Annotated in this window: 15 protein-coding genes; 1 reads left to right on the top strand and 14 read right to left on the bottom strand. The window is 36.1% G+C overall.

The annotated features are described in order from the left end of the window. Positions 1-66: 66 nt before the first annotated feature. From cutC to I583_RS04880, 14 genes are all read right to left on the bottom strand, one after another. Positions 67-2,607: a choline trimethylamine-lyase gene (gene cutC, locus I583_RS04945; protein WP_010760255.1), complete on the bottom strand. Its 2,541-nt coding sequence runs from the start codon at positions 2,605-2,607 to the stop codon at positions 67-69. 745 nt (positions 2,608-3,352) lie between these two features. Beyond that, a complete protein-coding gene (locus I583_RS04940; RefSeq protein WP_010760253.1) occupies positions 3,353-4,150 on the bottom strand; it encodes a MurR/RpiR family transcriptional regulator in 798 nt (265 codons plus the stop codon). A gap of 11 nt (positions 4,151-4,161) precedes the next feature. After that, positions 4,162-5,259 (bottom strand): agmatine deiminase, encoded by a 1,098-nt coding sequence (aguA, locus tag I583_RS04935; protein ID WP_010760252.1) that lies wholly within the window; start codon positions 5,257-5,259, stop codon positions 4,162-4,164. 116 nt (positions 5,260-5,375) lie between these two features. Next, the gene (gene arcC, locus I583_RS04930; protein ID WP_010760251.1) at positions 5,376-6,314 is read right to left on the bottom strand and encodes a carbamate kinase; all 939 of its coding nucleotides are present in this window, start codon (positions 6,312-6,314) and stop codon (positions 5,376-5,378) included. Positions 6,315-6,324: 10 nt separating this feature from the next. After that, on the bottom strand, positions 6,325-7,416 hold the full coding sequence (gene aguA / locus I583_RS04925) for an agmatine deiminase (protein ID WP_010760250.1): 1,092 nt from the start codon (positions 7,414-7,416) through the stop codon (positions 6,325-6,327). 12 nt (positions 7,417-7,428) lie between these two features. Then, the gene (locus I583_RS04920) at positions 7,429-8,808 is read right to left on the bottom strand and encodes an APC family permease (RefSeq protein ID WP_010760249.1); all 1,380 of its coding nucleotides are present in this window, start codon (positions 8,806-8,808) and stop codon (positions 7,429-7,431) included. Between the two features lie 90 nt (positions 8,809-8,898). Further along, positions 8,899-9,924, bottom strand: coding sequence for a putrescine carbamoyltransferase (gene ptcA, locus I583_RS04915; protein ID WP_034682663.1), 1,026 nt, complete (start codon positions 9,922-9,924; stop codon positions 8,899-8,901). Positions 9,925-10,144: 220 nt separating this feature from the next. Continuing rightward, complete coding sequence (locus tag I583_RS04910) at positions 10,145-11,575, bottom strand: 6-phospho-beta-glucosidase (RefSeq protein WP_010760247.1); 1,431 nt, start codon at positions 11,573-11,575, stop codon at positions 10,145-10,147. Positions 11,576-11,615: 40 nt separating this feature from the next. Beyond that, the gene (locus tag I583_RS04905) at positions 11,616-13,499 is read right to left on the bottom strand and encodes a beta-glucoside-specific PTS transporter subunit IIABC (protein WP_010760246.1); all 1,884 of its coding nucleotides are present in this window, start codon (positions 13,497-13,499) and stop codon (positions 11,616-11,618) included. Positions 13,500-13,661: 162 nt separating this feature from the next. Continuing rightward, positions 13,662-14,498, bottom strand: a complete 837-nt coding sequence (licT, locus tag I583_RS04900) for a BglG family transcription antiterminator LicT (RefSeq protein ID WP_010760245.1) — start codon at positions 14,496-14,498, stop codon at positions 13,662-13,664. Positions 14,499-14,767: 269 nt separating this feature from the next. Further along, on the bottom strand, positions 14,768-15,823 hold the full coding sequence (locus I583_RS04895; RefSeq protein WP_010760244.1) for a tyrosine-protein phosphatase: 1,056 nt from the start codon (positions 15,821-15,823) through the stop codon (positions 14,768-14,770). A gap of 9 nt (positions 15,824-15,832) precedes the next feature. After that, positions 15,833-17,092 (bottom strand): PTS sugar transporter subunit IIC, encoded by a 1,260-nt coding sequence (locus I583_RS04890; protein ID WP_010760243.1) that lies wholly within the window; start codon positions 17,090-17,092, stop codon positions 15,833-15,835. Between the two features lie 23 nt (positions 17,093-17,115). Further along, positions 17,116-17,418, bottom strand: a complete 303-nt coding sequence (locus I583_RS04885) for a PTS sugar transporter subunit IIB (RefSeq protein ID WP_010760242.1) — start codon at positions 17,416-17,418, stop codon at positions 17,116-17,118. A 22-nt stretch (positions 17,419-17,440) separates the two neighbouring features. Beyond that, positions 17,441-17,776 carry a PTS sugar transporter subunit IIA gene (locus I583_RS04880; RefSeq protein ID WP_010760241.1) on the bottom strand — a complete coding sequence of 112 codons (336 nt, stop codon included), beginning with the start codon at positions 17,774-17,776 and terminating at the stop codon, positions 17,441-17,443. Positions 17,777-18,023: 247 nt separating this feature from the next. Here I583_RS04880 and I583_RS04875 point away from each other — a divergent pair, with 247 nt between their 5' ends. Beyond that, positions 18,024-20,684 (top strand): sigma-54-dependent transcriptional regulator, encoded by a 2,661-nt coding sequence (locus I583_RS04875; RefSeq protein WP_010760240.1) that lies wholly within the window; start codon positions 18,024-18,026, stop codon positions 20,682-20,684. The last annotated feature ends 34 nt before the right edge of the window (positions 20,685-20,718 follow it).

The following is a 20,718-nucleotide window of genomic DNA, read 5'->3' as shown; positions in this document are numbered from 1 at the left end:
ACAACTTTTTTCTCACCATTCTTAAATTTTAAGCTATTTAAAAAGAACGCTCCTTTTAACTAACCATTAGAAATGTTCGATCATAGTCCGGCTGATGATTTCATCTTGCACTTCTTTACATAATTCAACAAAGTATGCACTATAGCCAGCTACACGAATAATCAAATCACGATGTTTCTCTGGTTGTTCTTGGGCTTTTAGTAATAACTCGTTGTCGATATAACTAAACTGCATCTGTCCATTTCCTAGTATAGATGCTGTGCGTAAGAGGTTGATTAAACCATTTTCTCCTTCTGGCGTTTCTAAAATCCCTTTTAATAGTTTAAAGTTATGAACCATACCGATCGTCATACTTTCAACACCTAATTTACTGACTGACTTAATGATCGCTGTTGGGCCGAATTTATCAGCACCTTGACTTGGAGAGATTCCGTCAGAGAGTGGTACCCAAGCATTTCTGCCGTTAGGTGTGGCAGCGGTCATTTCTCCAAATGGTGTATTGTTGGAAATCGATAATGTTCCATGACTCATTTTCGAATAAAGCATGTCATATTGCTGATGTTCTCTTTCTGTCCAGTTAATGATTTCCGCTGCAATTGAATCAGCATAATCATCATCATTGCCATATTTTGGTGCACTTAAGCAATCACGTTTGATTTGGTCATATCCAACAAAATCAGCATCTAACGCTTCCTTGATTTGTTTTAATGTATATTTTTTATCTTCAAATACTAATTTTTTGATAACAACCATTGAGTCTACATAAGTTCCTAAACCGGACCAAACTAATCCTGGACCATTATTGACGACTGCTCCTCCATGTGTAACATCTTTCCCGCTATCCATACAACCTTCCACCATCAATGACATCAACGGTTTTGGAGCGACTTCTGAATGGACACGCTGACTGATTACAGTGCCGATTGCTGATAAATGAACGATTCTTCTCAGCTGTTCTTTCACTGCCTCATCAAATTGTTCAAAGGTTTCAAACTGATCTAAATCACCTGTATCGATTCCTTGTTTTGAACCATGCCATTTCATGATTCCACGGTTTAAAACAAACTCGATTGCAATTGGCCATTGTGTATAGCCAGTTGAAGTCCACTGATAGATTCTGCCGGATTTTTGAGGTTCTACACAACCCATTAAACAATAATCACGTGCATCTTCAATGCCAAACCCTTTAGCCAACATCATTTTAATATGAGAATCATCGAAATGACATGCAGGGAACCCCATACCTGCTTTGACAACTTCAACAATTTTTTTCAAGTATTTTTGCGGTGATTGGTTGTGAATACGACAAGCTAAAGAAGGTTGATACACTTTTGTTATGCGAATTGCTTCCATGATTGCATACGTCAATTCATTGGTGGCATCTCCACCTGTGCGTTTTACGCCACCAACAGTACAGTTGATAAACGGTTGATAGCCTGCAAAGAATTTTGCGCCGCCTTCACTAGAAAGCCACATGTATTCAGAACATTTAATAAAGAAACAGCCTAATAATTCGATTGCTTCTTTTTCAGTCATTCGTCCGGCTTCAAGATCAGCTTTATACATTGGATAAATATACTGATCTAAACGCCCTAATGAAATCCCTGTTTGATTTTCTTCAATTACAAACAATGATTCCATTGTCCAAATTGATTGCAATGCTTCTTTAAAGGTTTTTGGCGGATTTGCTGGAACAGCTAATAAAATTTCTGCTGTTTCTAGAAGTTCCGCTTTTCGAACTGGATCACTTTCTGCCATAGCCAACTCTTTAGCATAATCAGACAGACGTTTTGAGTAATTTAAAATACCGTCACATGTTTCGATTTCAGCTTTGTAGAAATAAATTTTTTCGATGTCGTCTGGGTTGCTCATCAACAATTCAGAAAGTTTTGTTTCTGCCTCTTCTTTAATTTTATTGATTCCTTTTTTGATTAGTAAAATATCATACCCTGGACAAGTATCACCGCCACCGTTGATTTGATGATAGGATAAATCACTGACAAACGCTTCACCAGAAAATTCCCAAAGACCTGCTTCTTCATATTGTGACTGACACACTTCATCCAGCGAACGTGTTTCCCAAAATGGGAAGATATCTTCACGCAACATTCTCTTTGTTTCTTCAGTAATTTCAAATGGATCTTGCGGACGTGAATCAATTGTATCAAGTTCATCCAATACCCAACGCCAAGCAATATCTGGAGCAACTGCCCCAGCACGAGGACGGCCACACGGGTGACCTACGATTAGTTCATTATCTTGAATGAGTAAAGGAGCTGTTTCACATGCATGTTTAAACGCTTTAGCTCGTAAAATGATTTTAGGCATGCCCCAATATTTTTTTGCAATTTCGGTCACTGCTTTTGCTCGATGCGCCGTTACGGAAGGACGAATCGTTAAATAGTGGTCTTTTAATTTTTTTAATCGCGGACTAAACCTGCTTAATTCATCTCCTTGAAATGTTGAGATATTTGATACCACTACAGGATCGTCCTCTTTTAATTCTTGTATGACACCTGAAAATACTTTGACTAACTCCTGTGAATCCGTACTCGATAGATTTTTTGTCGCATCAATTAATTGTTTTTCTAAAAGTTCATTATTCATATTCTTTTCCTCCTATATTCTCGCACAAATAAACTCCCCAAACTGTTCACGCTTACATTCCATTTGACTATTAACTAGCGATATTATATTTACCAAAAAGCTTTTACTCCTATCATTTCTAGCTCATCTTATATACTTCATAACCTCCTCAGACATGAATTTGTTTACATGACTTAGTTTAACTTGTAAAATTCATAGATTTTTTTAAAATAAAGACCTTCTATTGTAATAAAGAGAGATTATGAATTAGCTATTTTATCAAAACTTTGTTTTTTTATTAGGAAAGATGTTCATACTATTCATAACAAATTCAAACGAATTCACACTTTTTTCAAGCTTTTTTATGTTTGATTTAATCTATTAAGGTTATAGTTTAATCATAGTAAACAACCAATAATATTGTGGATGAACGTGGTGTTAAAACTCTTTGAGGACTAACGGATGTTTATTCTCGACCCGATGAGGTGTAGGTTCGAATCCTACCGTCCACGTACGTGCAGTTTTTGCACTTGAACACAGACTTTTATACTATAAAAAAGGAATGATGATTATGAAAAAAATATTATTTACAGGCGTAGCGTTATCAGCAATTTCACTTGCTTCCTATTCATGTTTGAAATATACATCGAAACATTTATACGACTATGGCAAACTATAGCAAAAAAGTTGTCTTGAACGTTTTTTGTTCAAGACAACTTTTTATTCTATTTTTTAATAATAGCTTCTCAAATAGAAATATGATCAATTATTTAAAAACCAAATGATACTCACCTTCTTCAGCATTATCCAAATACTGATACAAGATTAATTCAAGAATTGCCAACATCGAAACATGCGACGTGATTTCCATCTTATTTAAAAAGAGCTCATCTGTAAACATGTAAAAATTAATATCACTCATATTTTGAACCACATTATTATCCGCTCCTGTAATTGAAACAAGTAGAGGATGAGCAGTATTTTTTAAACGTTGCATCAATCGAATCCATTCTTCATCTTTTCCTTGATACGTCAAAATAAAAACTAGATCATCTGACTTTATCTGCTTTTGAACGACGGCCCGCATTGATTGATCTTCCGGAAATACCACCAAAAAACCTGCTGCTACAAATAAATACTTTGCATACTGCATCAGCTGCTTGTTCATTCCTTTAGCAAATAAGTAAATGATTGGCTTCTTCTTTAAGTATGCTCCAACCGTTATCAAACTATTTTTGTCAATGACACGCACCGATTCATTGATATTTTTAAGATACTCCTCTCGATAATCTTTTTGAGAAACTACAAAAGGGCTGACTTTTTCTTCTTTTTTCTGATTTAAAATAGTATATTTGATAACCGTTGTAAATTCACTGTAGCCAGAAAAACCAATTTTTCGAACAAACCTTAAAAAAGTTGTTGTCGATACAAAACAATCATCTGCCACTTCACGAATACTTTTATTTTTAATCTCATTTAAGTTTTTCACAACATAATCAAATAATAGATGTTCATTCTTTGTTAACTCTGAAACATGAGGGTTTACCACTTCAAAAAAGTCCACATATTTCCCTCCTACCTGATTTTAGGAACACTTTGTGCAATGCAATGAATATTTCCGCCACCTAATAAAATTTCACGAGCAGGAATGCCAATAATTTTTCGGTTTGGGTACAATTTTTTTAGCAATAATCCAGCGGCTTGATCATTTTTATCATTAAACAAAGGATAAACAATGCCATCATTAGCTGTATAATAACTAACATATGTTGCTGTCAATCTGTCGCCTGGAAATCGTGGCAGCATTCCATTCACTGGGTCTACTCCTTGGCTTTCTTCTGTCGTAATGTACATCGGTTCTGGCATGTACATCTTGTGAATGAGCAGTTTTCGACCTTTTGCATCTGTTTCATTTTTTAACTGTTCATATGCCGCTTTTGAAATTTCATATTGCGGATCATCAGGATCATTCGTCCATGTAAGGACAATTTCACCAGGACGAACAACATTAAGCATGTTGTCGATATCGCCGTTCGTTTCGTCCAAAAAAAAGCCTTTCTTTAGCCAAATGATTTTTTCTACATTGCAGTAATCTTTTAATATTTTTTCAATTTCCCCTTTAGAAAGTTTACCATTTCTACCTTCTGAAAGTAAAACTTCTTCTGTAGTGTAAAGTGTTCCATCACCATCTAAATGAATCGAACAGCCTTCTAAAATAAACTCTTTTAAAGAATAGTAATCCATACGATTGAATTCGCATAATTTTTCAGCAATCAAATCATCTTGATCCCATGGAAAATATAGTCCATCTAATAAACCACCCCACGCATTAAAACGCCAGTCTACTCCACGGACTTCCCCCTCTTTATTCCTTACATAAATTGGGCCATAATCTTTGATCCAAGCGTCATTATTACTCAACTCCATTACTCGAATGGATTCTGGTAATAACTGACGGGCATTCTTGTATTGCTTAGCAGAAACAAACATTGTAACAGGTTCAAACTTTGCAATAGCCTTAGCTACTGCTATATAGGCTGTTTGAGCAGGCTTGGCTCCGTTGCGCCAATTATCAGCTCGTTCTGGCCAAATCATATAGGCTTCTTCATGTGGTTCAAATTCTGCTGGTGCAAAAAAGCTATCCTTTTTTGGATTGCTAGATGTTAATTTCATAGATGTTGTGCTCCTTTTCGATAATGGCTCACTCTTTTCATATGTAAGCGATATATTTTTAATATATCAGAAAGAAAGAGCAGAAACTAGCATTTGCTTCTACTCTTTCTGTCAAACTAAGCAGTGATAATTGTACCCGTTTCTTCTGATAATAAGTTTTTGATATTTTCTAAGGAGGTAATGACTGCTTTGCCATTAGTATTTTCTTTAAGAAATGTTATTGCTGCTTGAACTTTAGGTAGCATACTGCCTGGTGCAAACTGATCTTCGTCAATATATTTTTCAATATCCGAGACTGTGACGTTGGTTAAATCAGTCTGGTTCGGTTGATTGAAATTGATGCTTACATGCGCGACACCTGTCAAAATCACTAACATATCTGCATGAACCAACGCAGCTATTTTTTCAGAGGCAAAATCTTTGTCGATCACAGCTTCAATACCTTGATAGGAATCATTTTTTCTAACGACTGGAATTCCTCCGCCACCACCTGCAATTGTGATGATACCATTTTCGACTAACTTCTCTATTACAGGATACTCTACAATATTGATTGGTTTTGGTGACGGTACAACTTTACGGAAGCCTCGACCCGAATCTTCTACAAAAGTTGCTGAAGTTTGTTTTTTCTCCGATTCCATTTCAGATTCACTTAAAAAGGGACCAATCGGTTTACTTGGTGCTTGAAAAGCTGGATCTGTTTCGCTGACAACAACTTGTGTTAAGATTGTGGCCACATTTTTAGAGATATTTCTTTTTTCTAACTCGTCCACTAAGGCATTTTCCAACCAATAACCAATGCTACCTTGGGTCATCGCAACTGCTGTATCAATAGGCATTGCTGGATTTTGTTCTGTTGCACCTAATTGTTGTTGTAATAATAAGTTACCAACTTGAGGACCATTTCCATGTGTGATGATCAATTCGTGGCCTATTTCAATAAGATCAGCTAAATAATAGGCCGTTTGAGCTAAAGTTTTTTGTTGTCCTTTAGCACTAGGATCTGTTGTTAGAATAGCATTTCCTCCTAGAGCCACTACGATACGTTTTTTCATCTATTCCACCTCATTTTGGCACTTGTTGGGTAATACAATGAATATTCCCGCCACCTAAAAGAATTTCTCTTGCTGGCACACCAACAATTTTTCTATCTGGATATAGTTTTTGCAACAAAGTGATGGCTTTCTCATCATTCGGATCATCAAACAAAGGAAGAACGATTCCGCCATTTGCTGTGTAATAATTTGCATAACTAGCCGCTAAACGATCCCCTTTTTCTCTAGGTAGCGTCCCTGCCACTGCATCCACTCCTAAACTTTCCTCTTCTGTAATCAAGATTGGATTAGGCACATATAGTTTGTGAACAATTAACTTGCGGCCGTGAGCGTCTGTTTCATTTTCTAAAATCTCTAAACATTCTTTGGAAATTTCATATTGTGGATCATTTTTATCATCTGTCCAGGCTAGTACAACTTCTCCTGGTTTGACAAAATTAACGATATTGTCCACATGACCATTCGTCTCATCTAAATAAATACCACGTTTTAGCCAAATAATTTTTTCTAACGAAAGGTATTCTTTTAGAACTTGTTCTATTTGTTCTTTTGAAAGTTGAGTATTTCTGCCTTCTGAAAGTAAACATTCTTCTGTAGTGACCAACGTTCCTTCACCGTCAACGTGAATAGAACCACCTTCTAATACAAAATCATTTAAACGATAACGGTCCAACCACTCTATTTCACAAATCTTTTGCGCCACTTGATCATCTTTATCCCATGGAAAATATAGACCGTCTACCAATCCACCCCAAGAATTAAAGGTCCAGTCTACCCCACGAATCTCTCCTTCGTCATTTTTTACAAAAGTCGGTCCGCAGTCGCGAACCCACGCATCATCATTGGCAATTTCAACGACACGAACATTTTCAGGTAACATATGACGAGCATTATCGTATTGTTCTGCAGATACCCCTACAGTTACTAGTTCAAATTCACTGATTGCAACTGCTACATCTACAAAAGTTTTTTGTGCCGCTTTACCACCATTGCGCCAATTGTCAGGACGTTCCGGCCACAAAATATAAACGCCTTGATGAGATTCAAATTCTCCCGGCATCCGAAAACCGTCTTTTTTTGGTGAACTATCAATTGTTTTCATGTTCAAAACTCCCTAATTTTGATTTTTTTCCACTTGTTTTTTAGCGTACTCTTTATCCCCTAGCCGAATACAGATTTCACCAATGATCGTTGCAACGATGGTTCCTATCAAAATTGGAATTTTCTCTGAAAACTCTGAGCTTGATAATGGAACAATTGAGAAGAACAACGTAATAACTAATAGCAGCATTGGAATGTAGGCAATAATTTTTAATAAAACAGGTCCGCCTGGTACTTTAAATGGCCGCTCTTTATCAGGATCGATTTTTCGCAATTTTAAAAAAGCGGGAAACATCATAATATAAGAAACTAATAATGCCACCACATTTAAAGCAAAGAACGCCCAAAAAATATTTTCATTTGGGATAAATGGGGCTACGATCACTAAGGCTGACCCAACAATTCCATTAATAATAGAAGCGCCAATTGGCATTTCGTTTTTAGGATTTTCTTTTGCAAATATTTTTGGCATATCTTGATTTTTAGCAGCATAAAAGGCAACATAATTCACGCCTAACGCCCAAGAAACCAGATTGGCCGCTAATGTGTACATAAACAATAAACCAATAACGACCACAAATGGATTGATTCCACTCACTAGTAAGATAAAACTATCAATTAAACCACCTGATGTTGACAATTGATCTGCCGGTACAGCAGCGCCCATACCAAAAGCTGCAAATAAATAGAAGAATGCAATTAATATTCCCCCCCAGATGATAGCTTGAGGAATTTGCTTTTTAGGGTTTTCCATATCACTAGCCAATGTCGTCACGACTTCAAACCCTAAAAAATTAAACAAAATCACTGAAATAAAACTTAAACTCTTCAAATCAAAGCTTGGCAATAACGCTTTGCCAGAAAAATCATTGGCCATCCCTTTCGTCACTGCATGATAAATACCTAATACACCTAAACAGACCATGATCGCTACTTTCGCAAAAGCCGCGAGATTCAAAATCCATTTACTATCACTAACTGGATAACAACTAATCAATGTCACACCCCAGATAAAAACTAACTGAAGTATAATTAAAGTAGGCGTTCCTAATGTTAAGCCAAAAATCTGCGTCATCACTTCTGTAAAAAGGACGGCTAAACTTGCCATCCAAATTGGAAAATTAATCCAATAAAACCACGCTACACGAGCTCCCCAACGACGACCAAAGGCCATTTTCACCCAATCATAAATACCTCCATCTCCAGTGTAAGTCGTGCCCAATTCAGCTGAAATTAACCCATATGGTAAGAAGAATAAAATAAGTAAAATTCCCCACCAAAAAAATTGTGACGATCCGATTGCAGCGGCAGGAGCAGCAGATTCAACAACAAGTATTACGACGACTGCCATTAGAACTGCGTCAAACAAACGAAATTTCTTTTTTTCTTTCATGTTTTGTACGCACCTTTCATTAAGGAAATGGGAGTAGAAGCAGAAATTTTAAGAGAACAACTCCACTTCTTTCCCCTCATTTCTCTAAAATCACTTAGCTACTACAGCATTTTTCAACATTAATTCAAATTCGGCATCATAGCGATCTCCTACCTCTTTACTTGCATATTCCAAATATGGATTCATGAAATAAACTAATAATGAACGCATTGCAGTTAAGCGATTTTCAGCTTCATCTAAGACAACTGAATAAGAAGCATCCAATACTTCGTCTGTCACTTCTTCCCCTCTCGTTGCAGGTAAACAATGTAAGAATTTAACATGAGGTGCCGCCATATCGATCAAGGCTTGATTTACTTGATATTTTGGATAGAAGGTCGCCATTCGTTCTTCCTCTGATAGTTCAGCTTCATATAAACCATACCAAACATCTGTATAAATAAAATCAGCATCTTTCATCGCTTCTTCTGCATTTTCAGTGATCAACACACTACCGCCAGACAGTTCGGCATTTTTTTGCCCGATGGCTAACGTTTCATTTTTGATCTGGAACCCTTTTGGCCCGAATTGAACGAAATCCATTCCCATCTTCGTTGCCATAAACATCGTGGAAACACACACTTGAGTCGCATCTCCAACAAAGACTATTTTACAATCACTCAGTGTTTTCCCTACTGGTAAATGTTCTGTCATTGTAATGATATCGCCTAGTTCTTGTGTAGGGTGGTTATAATCACTCATGCCATTAATAACTGGGATCGTCGCATCTTTTGCTAGATCAACAATTGTTTGATGACGTTCAACACGGGCCATTAAAATATCCACCAAACGAGATAACACCCGAGCAGTGTCCCCTAAGGATTCATGCCCACCTAGTTGAATTTGACCTGGGGCTAAATATTGGGCATGCCCACCTAGTTGTGTCATGGCTGTTTCAAATGATACTCTAGTACGAGTTGATGATTGCTCAAAAATCATCCCTAATGTTTTATCTTTTAAAAGCGGTGGATAGTATCCATTCTTAATTGATTCTTTTAATTTTAAAGCTAGTTGGATCATAAAATCGATTTCCGCTTTCGTAAAATCATTTGTATCGACAAAGTCTCTTTTTTTCATCATTTCTTCCACCAATCCATTTTGATTTTTTATTGTCGGATTCCTCGAGTTTTCCTTTTGACGAGTTAAGCATACCTCGAAGTCTACTCTTTTTAAAGCGGTTTCCAAACTCTTGATGAAGAGAACAGCAGCTTGTATTTTGTTCCATTTTGCGTAACAGGTTACAAAAAAAGACAAAAACAAGTACGGTACACTTGCTTTTGTCTTTTATTTATAAAATCTAATTCGTTAAATCTTCTCCATTAGTCGCAATGACTTTTTTATACCAGTCAAATGATTTTTTCTTCGAACGTTTTAAGGTTCCATTCCCTTCATTGTCACGGTCTACATAAATGAAGCCGTAACGTTTTTTCATTTCACCTGTTCCAGCTGACACTAAATCGATACAGCCCCATGTTGTGTAACCGAGTAAATCTACGCCATCAAGCTCTACCGCATCTTTCATTGCTTGAATGTGTGCAGCTAGGTAGTCAATACGATAATCATCAATCACGTTGCCATTTTCGTCTGGTGTATCGACGGCACCTAATCCATTTTCAACGATAAACAATGGTTTTTGGTAACGATCATATAGATCATTCATTGTTGTACGTAATCCTAATGGATCGATTTGCCAGCCCCATTCACTTGCTTCTAAATATGGGTTTTTCACTGAAGCAAAGATATTTCCAGCTGTTTGTTCATTAACCGCTGGGTCTGTTGATTGAACACGTGATGAGTAGTATGAGAATGAAATAAAGTCTACTGTGTGTGCTTTCAATAATTCTAAATCACCGTCTTCAATTGGCAATTCGATACCTTCACGCTCTAATTCTTTAAGAGCATACGCTGGGTATTCGCCACGTGATTGAACGTCGATAAAGAAGAAATTCTCACGATCGGCTTTACGTGCTGCCCAGACATCTTCTGGTTTACATGTATATGCATAGTTTGTACCAGCTGCTAACATACAACCGACTTTGTTTTCTGGGTCGACTTCATGAGCGATTTTCGTTGCGATCGCACTTGCCAATAATTCGTGATGCGCTGCTTGATATTTGACTTGTTCTTTGTTTTCGCCTTCTTCAAAGTAAAGACCCGCGCCCATAAATGGTGCATGTAAGATCATATTGATTTCGTTAAACGTCAACCAATATTTTACTAAGCCTTTATAACGGTTGAAGATCACATTACATAGATTTTCATAAAAACCAACAAGCTCGCGACTACGCCACGCACCATATTTTTCCACTAAGTGCATTGGACAATCAAAGTGAGTGATCGTTACAAGGGGCTCTATATTGTGTTTACGGCATTCTTTGAACAAATCTTCATAGAACTTCAAGCCTTCTTCATTCGGCTCTGTTTCGTCTCCTAGAGGGAAAATACGACTCCAGGCAATTGATAGGCGGTAAGTCTTAAAGCCCATTTCGCCGAATAATGCGATATCTTCTTTATAACGGTGATACATGTCGATCGCATTTTGAGCTGGGTAAAAATGTTCATCATCAAACGCAAACATTTTTTTCTCTCCAGTGATTACTGGGAAACGATCTGGTCCAACTGGGGCTAAGTCCACGTTCGCTAAACCTCGTCCTCCTTCGTTATAACCGCCTTCACATTGATTGGCAGCTGTTGCGCCGCCCCATAAAAAATCTTTTCTAAATGCCATTCAAATCAACCTCCAATTTATTAGAATAAAGGAATTCTTGTTATCGAATAACCTTCATTACTTGCTCACCTGGTTCAGACAACGCTTTGGTCAACGTAATAATATCACCAAAATCTGCTGAATTTGTTACAACAACGGGTGTAATAATATTATAGCCTTTTTCAGCAATTTTTTCTAAGTCAAATTCAATTAATTTATCCCCAATTTCAACGTTTTGTCCTTTTTCAACAAAATACTTATAACCATCACCATTTAATTGAACTGTGTCAATGCCGATATGAATCAATAACTCCACCCCTGAATCACTGGTCAAACCAATTGCATGTTTAGAATCAAAAATTGCTGTTACAATTCCTGAAACTGGTGCATAAACAACACCTTCTACTGGTTTCACTGCAAAACCTTTACCTAAAATTTCTTCAGAAAACATGCCATCTTCAACTACTGAAAGAGCAACTACTTCTCCTTTGATTGGTGTAGCAACTTCTGTAATAGCACTTATATCAGAAGAATGAATATCTTCACTTTTTTTTGCTGGTACGTTTGATGTTTCGATTACAGGGTCTTTATATAAAATATATGAGATCACAAAAGAAATCACAATACTAATAACGGCTCCAATACAAGCCATATATAAATGTCTTAACGTATCATCCCCAATGTAACTTGGAAGTGTTAACAAGCCTGGCGAACCACCTGTAAAGTTTTTCACTCGAGTGATTCCCATAAATAAACCACCGATACCCCCACCAATCATTGCAGCATATAAAGGAGTTTTATATTTTAGGTTGACTCCATATAAAGCAGGCTCAGTAATCCCAAATAAACCAGTTAAACCAGCTGAAGCTGCAACTTGTTTAATTGAAGACTCTTTACTTTTAACACCAACTGCCAAAGAAGCAGCCCCTTGCCCAAGATTTGACGCCAACATACCTGGATAGATCACACTATCATAACCTGTTGTCATTCTATTGTTGATCCCAATCGGCACTAAACCGTAGTGTGTTCCTGTCGCTACAAACAATGGTGTCAATGCACCAATAATCGTTGGAACTAACCATGGACTAAAGTTTTCCAATGCCTTGATCCCATTTGAAATACCATCACTAATAAAATAACCAACTGGTCCAATGACCACTAATGAAACTGTCCCGACAATTGCAATCGTAATCAATGGTTTACTGAAAAACTTGATTGCTTTAGGTGACACTTTATCCGCAATCGGTTCAATATAGGACATAAACCAAACAGCTAAAATAATCGGAATAACGGATGAACCATATGTTACTGCAGAAATTGGTAATCCGAATAAATGAATTCCACCTTCTCCAGCTTCTTTGATTGCATTAACCATTCCCACAAAGTTTGGATGCAGTAAGATTCCTCCAACCATCATTGCTAGATACATATTGGTTTTAAACTTTTGTGCAGATGATGCTGCTAGCAAAATAGGTAAAAAGTAAAAAGCAGAATCAGCCATAAAATCAATAATAATGTACGTTTGCCCCGTTTTATCGATTGCATTAAAAACAACCAATAGTGACAAAACAGCTTTTAACATCCCGGCTGCTGTAATCGCTGGTAAAATCGGTGTAAAAATACCAGTGATTGTGTCGATAATTTTCGAAGCAGTACCGCGGTCATCTTTTTCGTCAGATACGGTTTGCTCTCCATCTAAAGAAGGCACTTCTTTTAAAATCTCCTTATAAACACTGCCAACATCACTACCGATAATTACTTGATATTGACCACCTTTTGAAACAACACCCATCACGCCAGCAGTATTTTTAAGTTTGTCTGTTTCCGCTGCTTGTTCATCTTTTAAATTGAAACGTAATCTTGTAGCGCAATGAGTCAAACCAGAGATGTTCTGTTTGCCACCGATTTTTTCAATAATCGTTTGTGCTAATTCTTGATAATTCATTATTTATCCTCCAAATTTTAAAATTAAATCGTGAATTTGGCTTCACTCAGAAATGTGATAGCCCCATAAAATACACTAAAATCAATAAAAAAATACCTAAGAAACCTCTTATTTCAAAGAGATTTTCTTAGGTATAGCCTGCTCTAACGCAGTAACAATCCTTTAATTGTTGGTTATTCTTCTAATATGAATAGTGAGATAAATCATCTCATCTTCTTGTAAATCACGACCAAATTCTTTACTGATATAATCACGGATCTTCAATGCACAAAGATATTCGTCTTGATATTTTTCTTTTAGCATAAATAAGAATCCTTCGTCCTTATCTTTATCCAATTCTATACCACTAAACAAACGCTGTGCAAAAAACTTTAAATGCGTAATAAATCGCTCATAATTTAGCGTGTATTCATCCAAATCTGTTTTATAATGATATTTAACAATATTGATGATTTTTTGAATGACTTTTGTCATTTCAGAGACTTGGCTGACTTGAGATAAATCCAGTTCCGCATTAACAATATGCAATGCAATAAAACCCGCTTCATCTTCAGGCAACGCAATGCCCAGACGATTGGAAATCATATTTAACGCTTCTTTTCCTATCAAGTATTCATGATTGTAAAAACGTTTGATTTCCCAAAGAAGTGCATTTCTAACAGGTAAGCCACTATTGTGACGCTCAATCGCATAATCGATATGATCGGTCAATGTAAGATAAATATTTTCGTTTAACTTTTTTCCTAAGGAAACTTTAGCAAAACCAATAATTTCATTTGCCACCTGTAAATGCTCCAAACGGACATTTGCTAATAACTGAGTAAGTTTATTTGTATTTAAATCGGCATTGCTTGTATATATTTTTTCAATAAGAGCATCATCAATGACATCCCCTATATTTTTTTTAAAGCCAATACCTTTACCCATTACTAGCACTTCAAGACCGTCCGCATCAAGAGACTTTATAATATTATTATTGATTACTTTTTTTACTTCCATATTGTCCCCTCAATGAGATTAGATCAGCTAGCTAATTAAATGTTAATAAAAAGAAATGAAGTATAGCCTGAAAATTCAGTAACAATCTTAATTTCTCTTGTTATTAAAACATGAAAATAAAGCGTTGTCAACAAAGGAAAAAGTAACACTTAGTTTTTAAGATCAAACTAATTTTCAAATCAACTATTTTTGTTACTTATCGTGAATAGATAAATGACAAGATAGATGAGTTGTTCTATCTTGCCACCCTAACGTTTTTTAGATTCTCCCTATTCTACAGGATACAAGTATTTATTCCTTAAAACCTCTAACTGACTAGCCTCTATCTCTAGCACTTCCTTTAAGTACTTCTCTAACGTGCCATAATGTTCTTCTACCGTTGTGTACGCACCATCAAGATAATCTTTTTTGGTTTGCTGAAGTGAGGCTAAAAAAGCTAAAACATCTTCATTGTCAGTGTATTTTTTGTAGATAGCCATCCTTTTTGCATTTCTAGGCGCATTCATCTTATCTGTCAGCAAATAATCCTGATAGATTTGTTCTTTCCCTACTCCTAGTGCTCCTAAATACAAAGCCGCTGCCCAGCCAGTACGGTCTTTTCCACCTTGACAGTGGAAAATCAAAGGTGTCACTGAGTTTTGTAATAGTATTTCAAAAAATTGTTTATATGCTTTAATAGCATTTTCTCCTACAACTAATTGTTCCATTTGCTTGATCATAACATTTCGGTTTTTAATCAACTGAGCTCGACCAGCTTCAGTCTTAACCATTTTTTCCAATTGAATAATTTTATCTTCATCCTTTTTAGAAACAGATTGTGTACTTGCTTGTTGAGCGACATCTGCATGAGGATTAAAATTAAATGACTTACTTGTCAAAATTGATTTGTTCGGGTCTTTCGCAATTTCTTCTGGTGAACGAAAATCAATGATTCGCTTAACGCCCATTCGTTCGATATAAGCTTGCCCCACATCATCTATTTGATGAAGTGCATCTGAACGAAAAACTTTGCCCCAACTTGTTAAACGACCTTCTTTGGTTAAATAGCCTCCCATATCACGACAATTATACAAGTTTTTTAATGGTAAGCGTCGCTCTGCTCCGACAAAAATCTCTGAATTTACTCTTGTTTTAAAGTAAAGGCGTTCCTTAGAAATGGGATCTGCAAAGTTTTGCCAACCATTTTCAGTAAACTCTATATAGTTAGACTCATTTTCGGCAAAATTGTTTGCTCCATAGTATACTTTTATAGGAAAGTTCACCGTTTCAGGGATGTAGATTGCTAATCCGTTATCATCTCTTTTTACTTGAAGTGATTGCATCATGTCACGCTCCTAATTACTCTCAAGATTTGCTGTTTCTTCTGCAACACCTTGACTATCTAATTTTTTCATAAATGGTAGATACAATAATAGTACCACAACAAATTGAATCAGTTGAACCACTAATCCTTGCCAACCAGCGGCCATAAAACCAGATAAAAAGGTTGGTAGATTTTTAGGTACATTAACACTAATAACGGGTAGAAAACCAATAATCGTAGCTAAATAAGCGATTCCTACACAGACAGCTGCTGAAAGAGTCAAAGGAATAAAAATAATCGCGTTCATAATCATAGGAATTCCAAATTTCATAGGTTCAGTAATCCCAAAAATACTTGGTACCAAAGAGATTTTACCAATTGATTTAAACTTTTCGCTTCTACTCATCCAAACGAGGATAACAGCTAGTGCTAAGGCTCTTGGACCTTTAAATGCATCTAAGAAAAATGAATTAATAATATTCGTAGCAGCTTCTCCAGCTGCCACAGCCTCCATATTTGCATAGGCTTGCGTTGTAAATAAAACAGCAATAACAGAGCCTACCACCATACTTCCATGAATCCCGAAAAACCACAGTAATTCTGATAAAAACATGATAAATAGTGCTGACCAGATCGACCCGCCCAAAGCTTCAAGCGGAGTTTGCAAATTAGTATAAATAAAGTCATGTATATTACCAAATTTAGTTTCGGCAAAAGCTGTACTGATCATGATAACAACAATAAAAATAATTGCAGCTGGAACAATGGCTTCAAAGGTTTTAGCAATCGCTGTTGGTACACTCTCAGGCATCCTAAAAGTAATACGTTTTTGCACCATTTTAGCGAAAACCCAAGTAACAACTAATGCAACGATCATCCCCACAAAAATCCCCTTAGAACCTAAATAAGTTAATTCAAACGCCATAGCTGGTTTTTCTTTACCGATATCAAAAGCCGTGATCGGTGTCAAAACAAAAAAAGCAGCTAATGAAAGAATAATTGACGCAATCGTATCCCCTTTTTTCTCTCTTGCCATCGCACAAGAGATACCAATAATCACATAAATCGTAATTAGATTACTTGAAATCGATGTTCCTAACGAGCAAGCTTTCAAGACGATCTCAGGCAACCCTGGAATCATCCCAATAATTGTTGTCAGACTTCCTACTATTGTGATTGGCAGGGTCATCATCATACCATTAGCAATACTCTTAACAAATGTATTATTGGAAAACTTATTAACAAATACATTCAACCCTTTAATAAATGAACTTTTTTTCGTTTCTGACATTTGTAATCCTCCTTTAAATAACACTAATTAGACGCAATAACTTCTTGAGCATTCTTAAAGACTTGTTCACCATTCATCATGCCATAATCCATCATTTCAATCACAAGTACTGGAATATCTGGGTATTCTTTTTTTACATCATCCAACTGGTAACCAACTTGCGGCCCTAATAAAATAATATCTGAACCTGTCACTTTTTCCTCCAATTCACTAAGCCCGCATGCTGAAATATCAGCCTCTATTCCCTGTGATTTTGCATATTCCTCCATTTTCTTAACCAACATTCCTGTTGACATTCCACCTGCACACGCTAATGTAATTTTCATCCTAATCACCTTTTCTATTTTTTTATGCGTTCTGTTTAATTAAGATACGCATTTCTTGCATTGCTTCATGTAAATCGATAAATTCTTTTGCAAAATCTGTTGCTGTGATTGCAGCCATCATGTGATCTTGCGCATGGGTCAAAAACATATTTGCTACTTCCTCCGGATTATTTGCAAATGTTTGTAAGATATCTGTATGATACTGATGGGCAATTTTTAGATTGCTCTTACTTTCTTCCAACATTTTTTTTGCACCCGATATCTCTCCACTTTTTGCTTCTTTGATTGCATTCATTGCTAAGGATTTTGCATTCCCAGCATAAACAATGATCTGCATTACATCTGTCTCTGAAATCATTTGACCTTCTCCCTTCAAACATTAATTACGTTGTCATATTTATATAAGCAATAACTGTGCCAAACTAGTAAAACACTGATGAAATAACAGTTTCCAAAAAATGTGTTTTGTATTCCGACTAAATAAAACACATTATTTACATACAACAAAACACATTATTGAAAATAAAACACATGACTTTGACTATTTCCTTTCACAACCTTATACTTATACATAGAACACACTATCTATCAAAGGTCGGGGAAAAATGAAAAGAATCGATAAAGTAGCAGAATTACTGGAACACTACTCTGAAAAACAACCTGTCACCGCAACTGATATTGCGGAACAATTGAACATTACACGAGCTAATGTCAGTAGTGACTTAAATCAATTGGTTAAATTAGGTAAAGCAAATAAAAGTGGTACCAAACCTGTTTATTTCTTTTCAACAACTACAAAAGAAATAGGTGAAAAGAATATCTTAGAAGATTTCATCAAAAAGAGCCCTAGTCTTTTTCATTGTGGTGAACAGGCTAAAGCAGCTGTTTTATACCCACCAAACGGGATGCACATTTTATTAACTGGTGATACTGGCGTTGGAAAAAGTATGTTTGCTGAATTAATATATACGTATGCAAGATCACAACATAAATTGAAAGCGGATTCTCATTTTATTACGTTCAACTGTGCAGACTATGCGAATAATCCACAATTATTGGTAGGCTCTATTTTTGGTGTTCTAAAAGGTGCTTATACTGGAGCAGATAATGATCGCGTAGGATTATTAGAAAAAGCCAATGGTGGAATTCTTTTCCTTGATGAAATCCACCGTCTCCCACCAGAAGGACAAGAAATGTTATTCACCTTCATTGATCGAGGCATATACCGCAGACTTGGTGAAACAAACAGTGAACGTCAAGCTCAAGTTTTACTTGTTTGTGCAACTACAGAAGATACAACGTCTTCTTTGTTACAAACATTTATCCGAAGAATTCCCATGAGGATCGAAATACCTAGTTTAGTTGACCGTGGGTTAGAAGAACGACTAAGCCTGATCGCAACATTTTTCCAAGCTGAAACTAAAAAATTAAGAACACCTATCGAAGTCTCCACAAATACGATTCGAGCCTTGTTAGGGTATCATTGTCCTAATAACGTAGGTCAACTTAAAGCAGATATCCAACTACTCTGCGCAAAAGCATATTCACAATTTATTGTGCGCCAAGAAAAAACGATCAAAATCAGTAGTTATGAACTCCCCCATTATATCCGCGAAGGTCTTTATAATACTGAAGATCGTAAAAAAATCTGGCTACTTTTACCGAATATGAATGCTCGGTTCTTCCATTTCAACGAGGAAGAAACCACACTTTTTTTGCCTAAAGAGACAAAAGGAAATGATATTTATCAAATCATCGAGCAAAAAATGAATGATATGGAACGTATTGGTCTAGATATTTCCCAAACATCCGAAATCATTGATACAACTATAACCAATTATTATCGGTCATATAATAATGATTCAGCCGTTGATTTAACCAATTTGGAACAGATCGTTGGGTCAGAAATCGTCGCAACTACCAATAAAGTATGCGAAAAAGCCTCCCGTTTACTAACTGTTTATTTATCAGATAATGTCCGCTATGGACTGGCACTACATTTATATAATACAATTCAACGTGTAAAAAGAGGCCAAACTATCCGCAATCCGCGAATTACTGAGATAAAACAAAATCATCCTCGTCTTTTTGAAACAGCTCAACATTGCCTTTCAGTTATTGAATCTGATTTTAGTATCCAACTTCCTGAAGATGAGGCTGGCTTTATCGCACTATTTTTTACATCTGACGAAAACAAAAATAAAAAAAGAGCCAAAGTTGAAGTCATAGTCGTAGCTCATGGTGAGTCAACTGCTACAAGCATGGCAACTGTTGTTAATAAACTCCTTGGTGAACAAATAGTCGTCGGATTTGATATGAATCTTGAAGAGAAACCGCTCGTTACTTTGACAAATATCCAAAATTATCTCGCCACAAAGGAACAGTTAAAAAGCGTCCTTCTACTTGTGGATATGGGCTCTTTAATAAATTTTAGTGATGAATTGGCAAAGAATTTAAATATCGAAATTCGCTGTATTGAACTAGTCAGTACACTCCATGTGTTGGAAGCAAGTCGAAAGGCTGCTCTTGGTTATGAGTTGAATGAGGTATTTGAATCCACAAAGAATATTAGAGGACTATCTAGTTATAAAAAAGATTCTGAAGAACCAAAATTATTAAAATTGTATATTCTCACTTTATGTACGACAGGTGAAGGCTCTGCTCAACTGATTAAAACAATGTTACGAAGTCGCTTAAATTTAAGAGGAGGAGTTTGTGAAATTGTATCCCTACAAATAACCGACGAGAAGCTGCTAGATAAAATGATAAAGAATTTAACTAACTCTGGAAAAATTATCTGTACGATTGGTACTTTTCGGTTAGCTCTCCCTTCACCTCATTTTTCAATCACCGAGGCATTAGATGAAACAAAAACAGAAAAAATTCAGTTACTTATTGATTACGAAATTGCTTTTGAAGGAATGAGAACCAATATTGCAAATATGTTGGACTATAAAGACGGTGAAAATCTGATCACTTCAGTTCGAGAATGGGTGGAAACAGTTGCCGTAGAAATCAATCCTGATATCTCATATGAAATAAAAGTAGGATTGGCTTGCCATATCGTTTGCATGATCGATCGCTTAAAACAAGGAAAAAATGTTAGTAGTTTCCCACAAACAAACGTATTTCAGGAAAAATATGAAACTGAAATTATCAGTGTTCAAAAAAATAGTCAGCTTTTAGAAGCCTATTATTCCATTACAATACCTAAGGACGAAATCTTTTATATCACGGCTTTTTTCATGAATGAATCTTTCCTTTAAAAAAAGCACCTTCGAAAAAATTCGAAGGTACTTT

It is taken from the genome of Enterococcus haemoperoxidus ATCC BAA-382 (assembly GCF_000407165.1).
GTDB classification, from domain to species: Bacteria; Bacillota; Bacilli; order Lactobacillales; family Enterococcaceae; genus Enterococcus_L; species Enterococcus_L haemoperoxidus.
Note: the sequence above shows the minus strand (reverse complement) of the source record. Positions and strands in the feature narration are given on the sequence as shown.

Excerpts from the sequence above, each read along its gene's own strand:
- cutC (WP_010760255.1), bottom strand. The coding sequence starts at position 2,607 with ATGAATAATGAACTTTTAGAAAAACAATTAATTGATGCGACAAAAAAT.
- aguA (WP_010760252.1), bottom strand. The coding sequence starts at position 5,259 with ATGAAATTAACATCTAGCAATCCAAAAAAGGATAGCTTTTTTGCACCA.
- arcC (WP_010760251.1), bottom strand. The coding sequence starts at position 6,314 with ATGAAAAAACGTATCGTAGTGGCTCTAGGAGGAAATGCTATTCTAACA.
- aguA (WP_010760250.1), bottom strand. The coding sequence starts at position 7,416 with ATGAAAACAATTGATAGTTCACCAAAAAAAGACGGTTTTCGGATGCCG.
- I583_RS04920 (WP_010760249.1), bottom strand. The coding sequence starts at position 8,808 with ATGAAAGAAAAAAAGAAATTTCGTTTGTTTGACGCAGTTCTAATGGCA.
- ptcA (WP_034682663.1), bottom strand. The coding sequence starts at position 9,924 with ATGAAAAAAAGAGACTTTGTCGATACAAATGATTTTACGAAAGCGGAA.
- I583_RS04910 (WP_010760247.1), bottom strand. The coding sequence starts at position 11,575 with ATGGCATTTAGAAAAGATTTTTTATGGGGCGGCGCAACAGCTGCCAAT.
- I583_RS04905 (WP_010760246.1), bottom strand. The coding sequence starts at position 13,499 with ATGAATTATCAAGAATTAGCACAAACGATTATTGAAAAAATCGGTGGC.
- licT (WP_010760245.1), bottom strand. The coding sequence starts at position 14,498 with ATGGAAGTAAAAAAAGTAATCAATAATAATATTATAAAGTCTCTTGAT.
- I583_RS04895 (WP_010760244.1), bottom strand. The coding sequence starts at position 15,823 with ATGATGCAATCACTTCAAGTAAAAAGAGATGATAACGGATTAGCAATC.
- I583_RS04890 (WP_010760243.1), bottom strand. The coding sequence starts at position 17,092 with ATGTCAGAAACGAAAAAAAGTTCATTTATTAAAGGGTTGAATGTATTT.
- I583_RS04885 (WP_010760242.1), bottom strand. The coding sequence starts at position 17,418 with ATGAAAATTACATTAGCGTGTGCAGGTGGAATGTCAACAGGAATGTTG.
- I583_RS04880 (WP_010760241.1), bottom strand. The coding sequence starts at position 17,776 with ATGATTTCAGAGACAGATGTAATGCAGATCATTGTTTATGCTGGGAAT.
- I583_RS04875 (WP_010760240.1), top strand. The coding sequence starts at position 18,024 with ATGAAAAGAATCGATAAAGTAGCAGAATTACTGGAACACTACTCTGAA.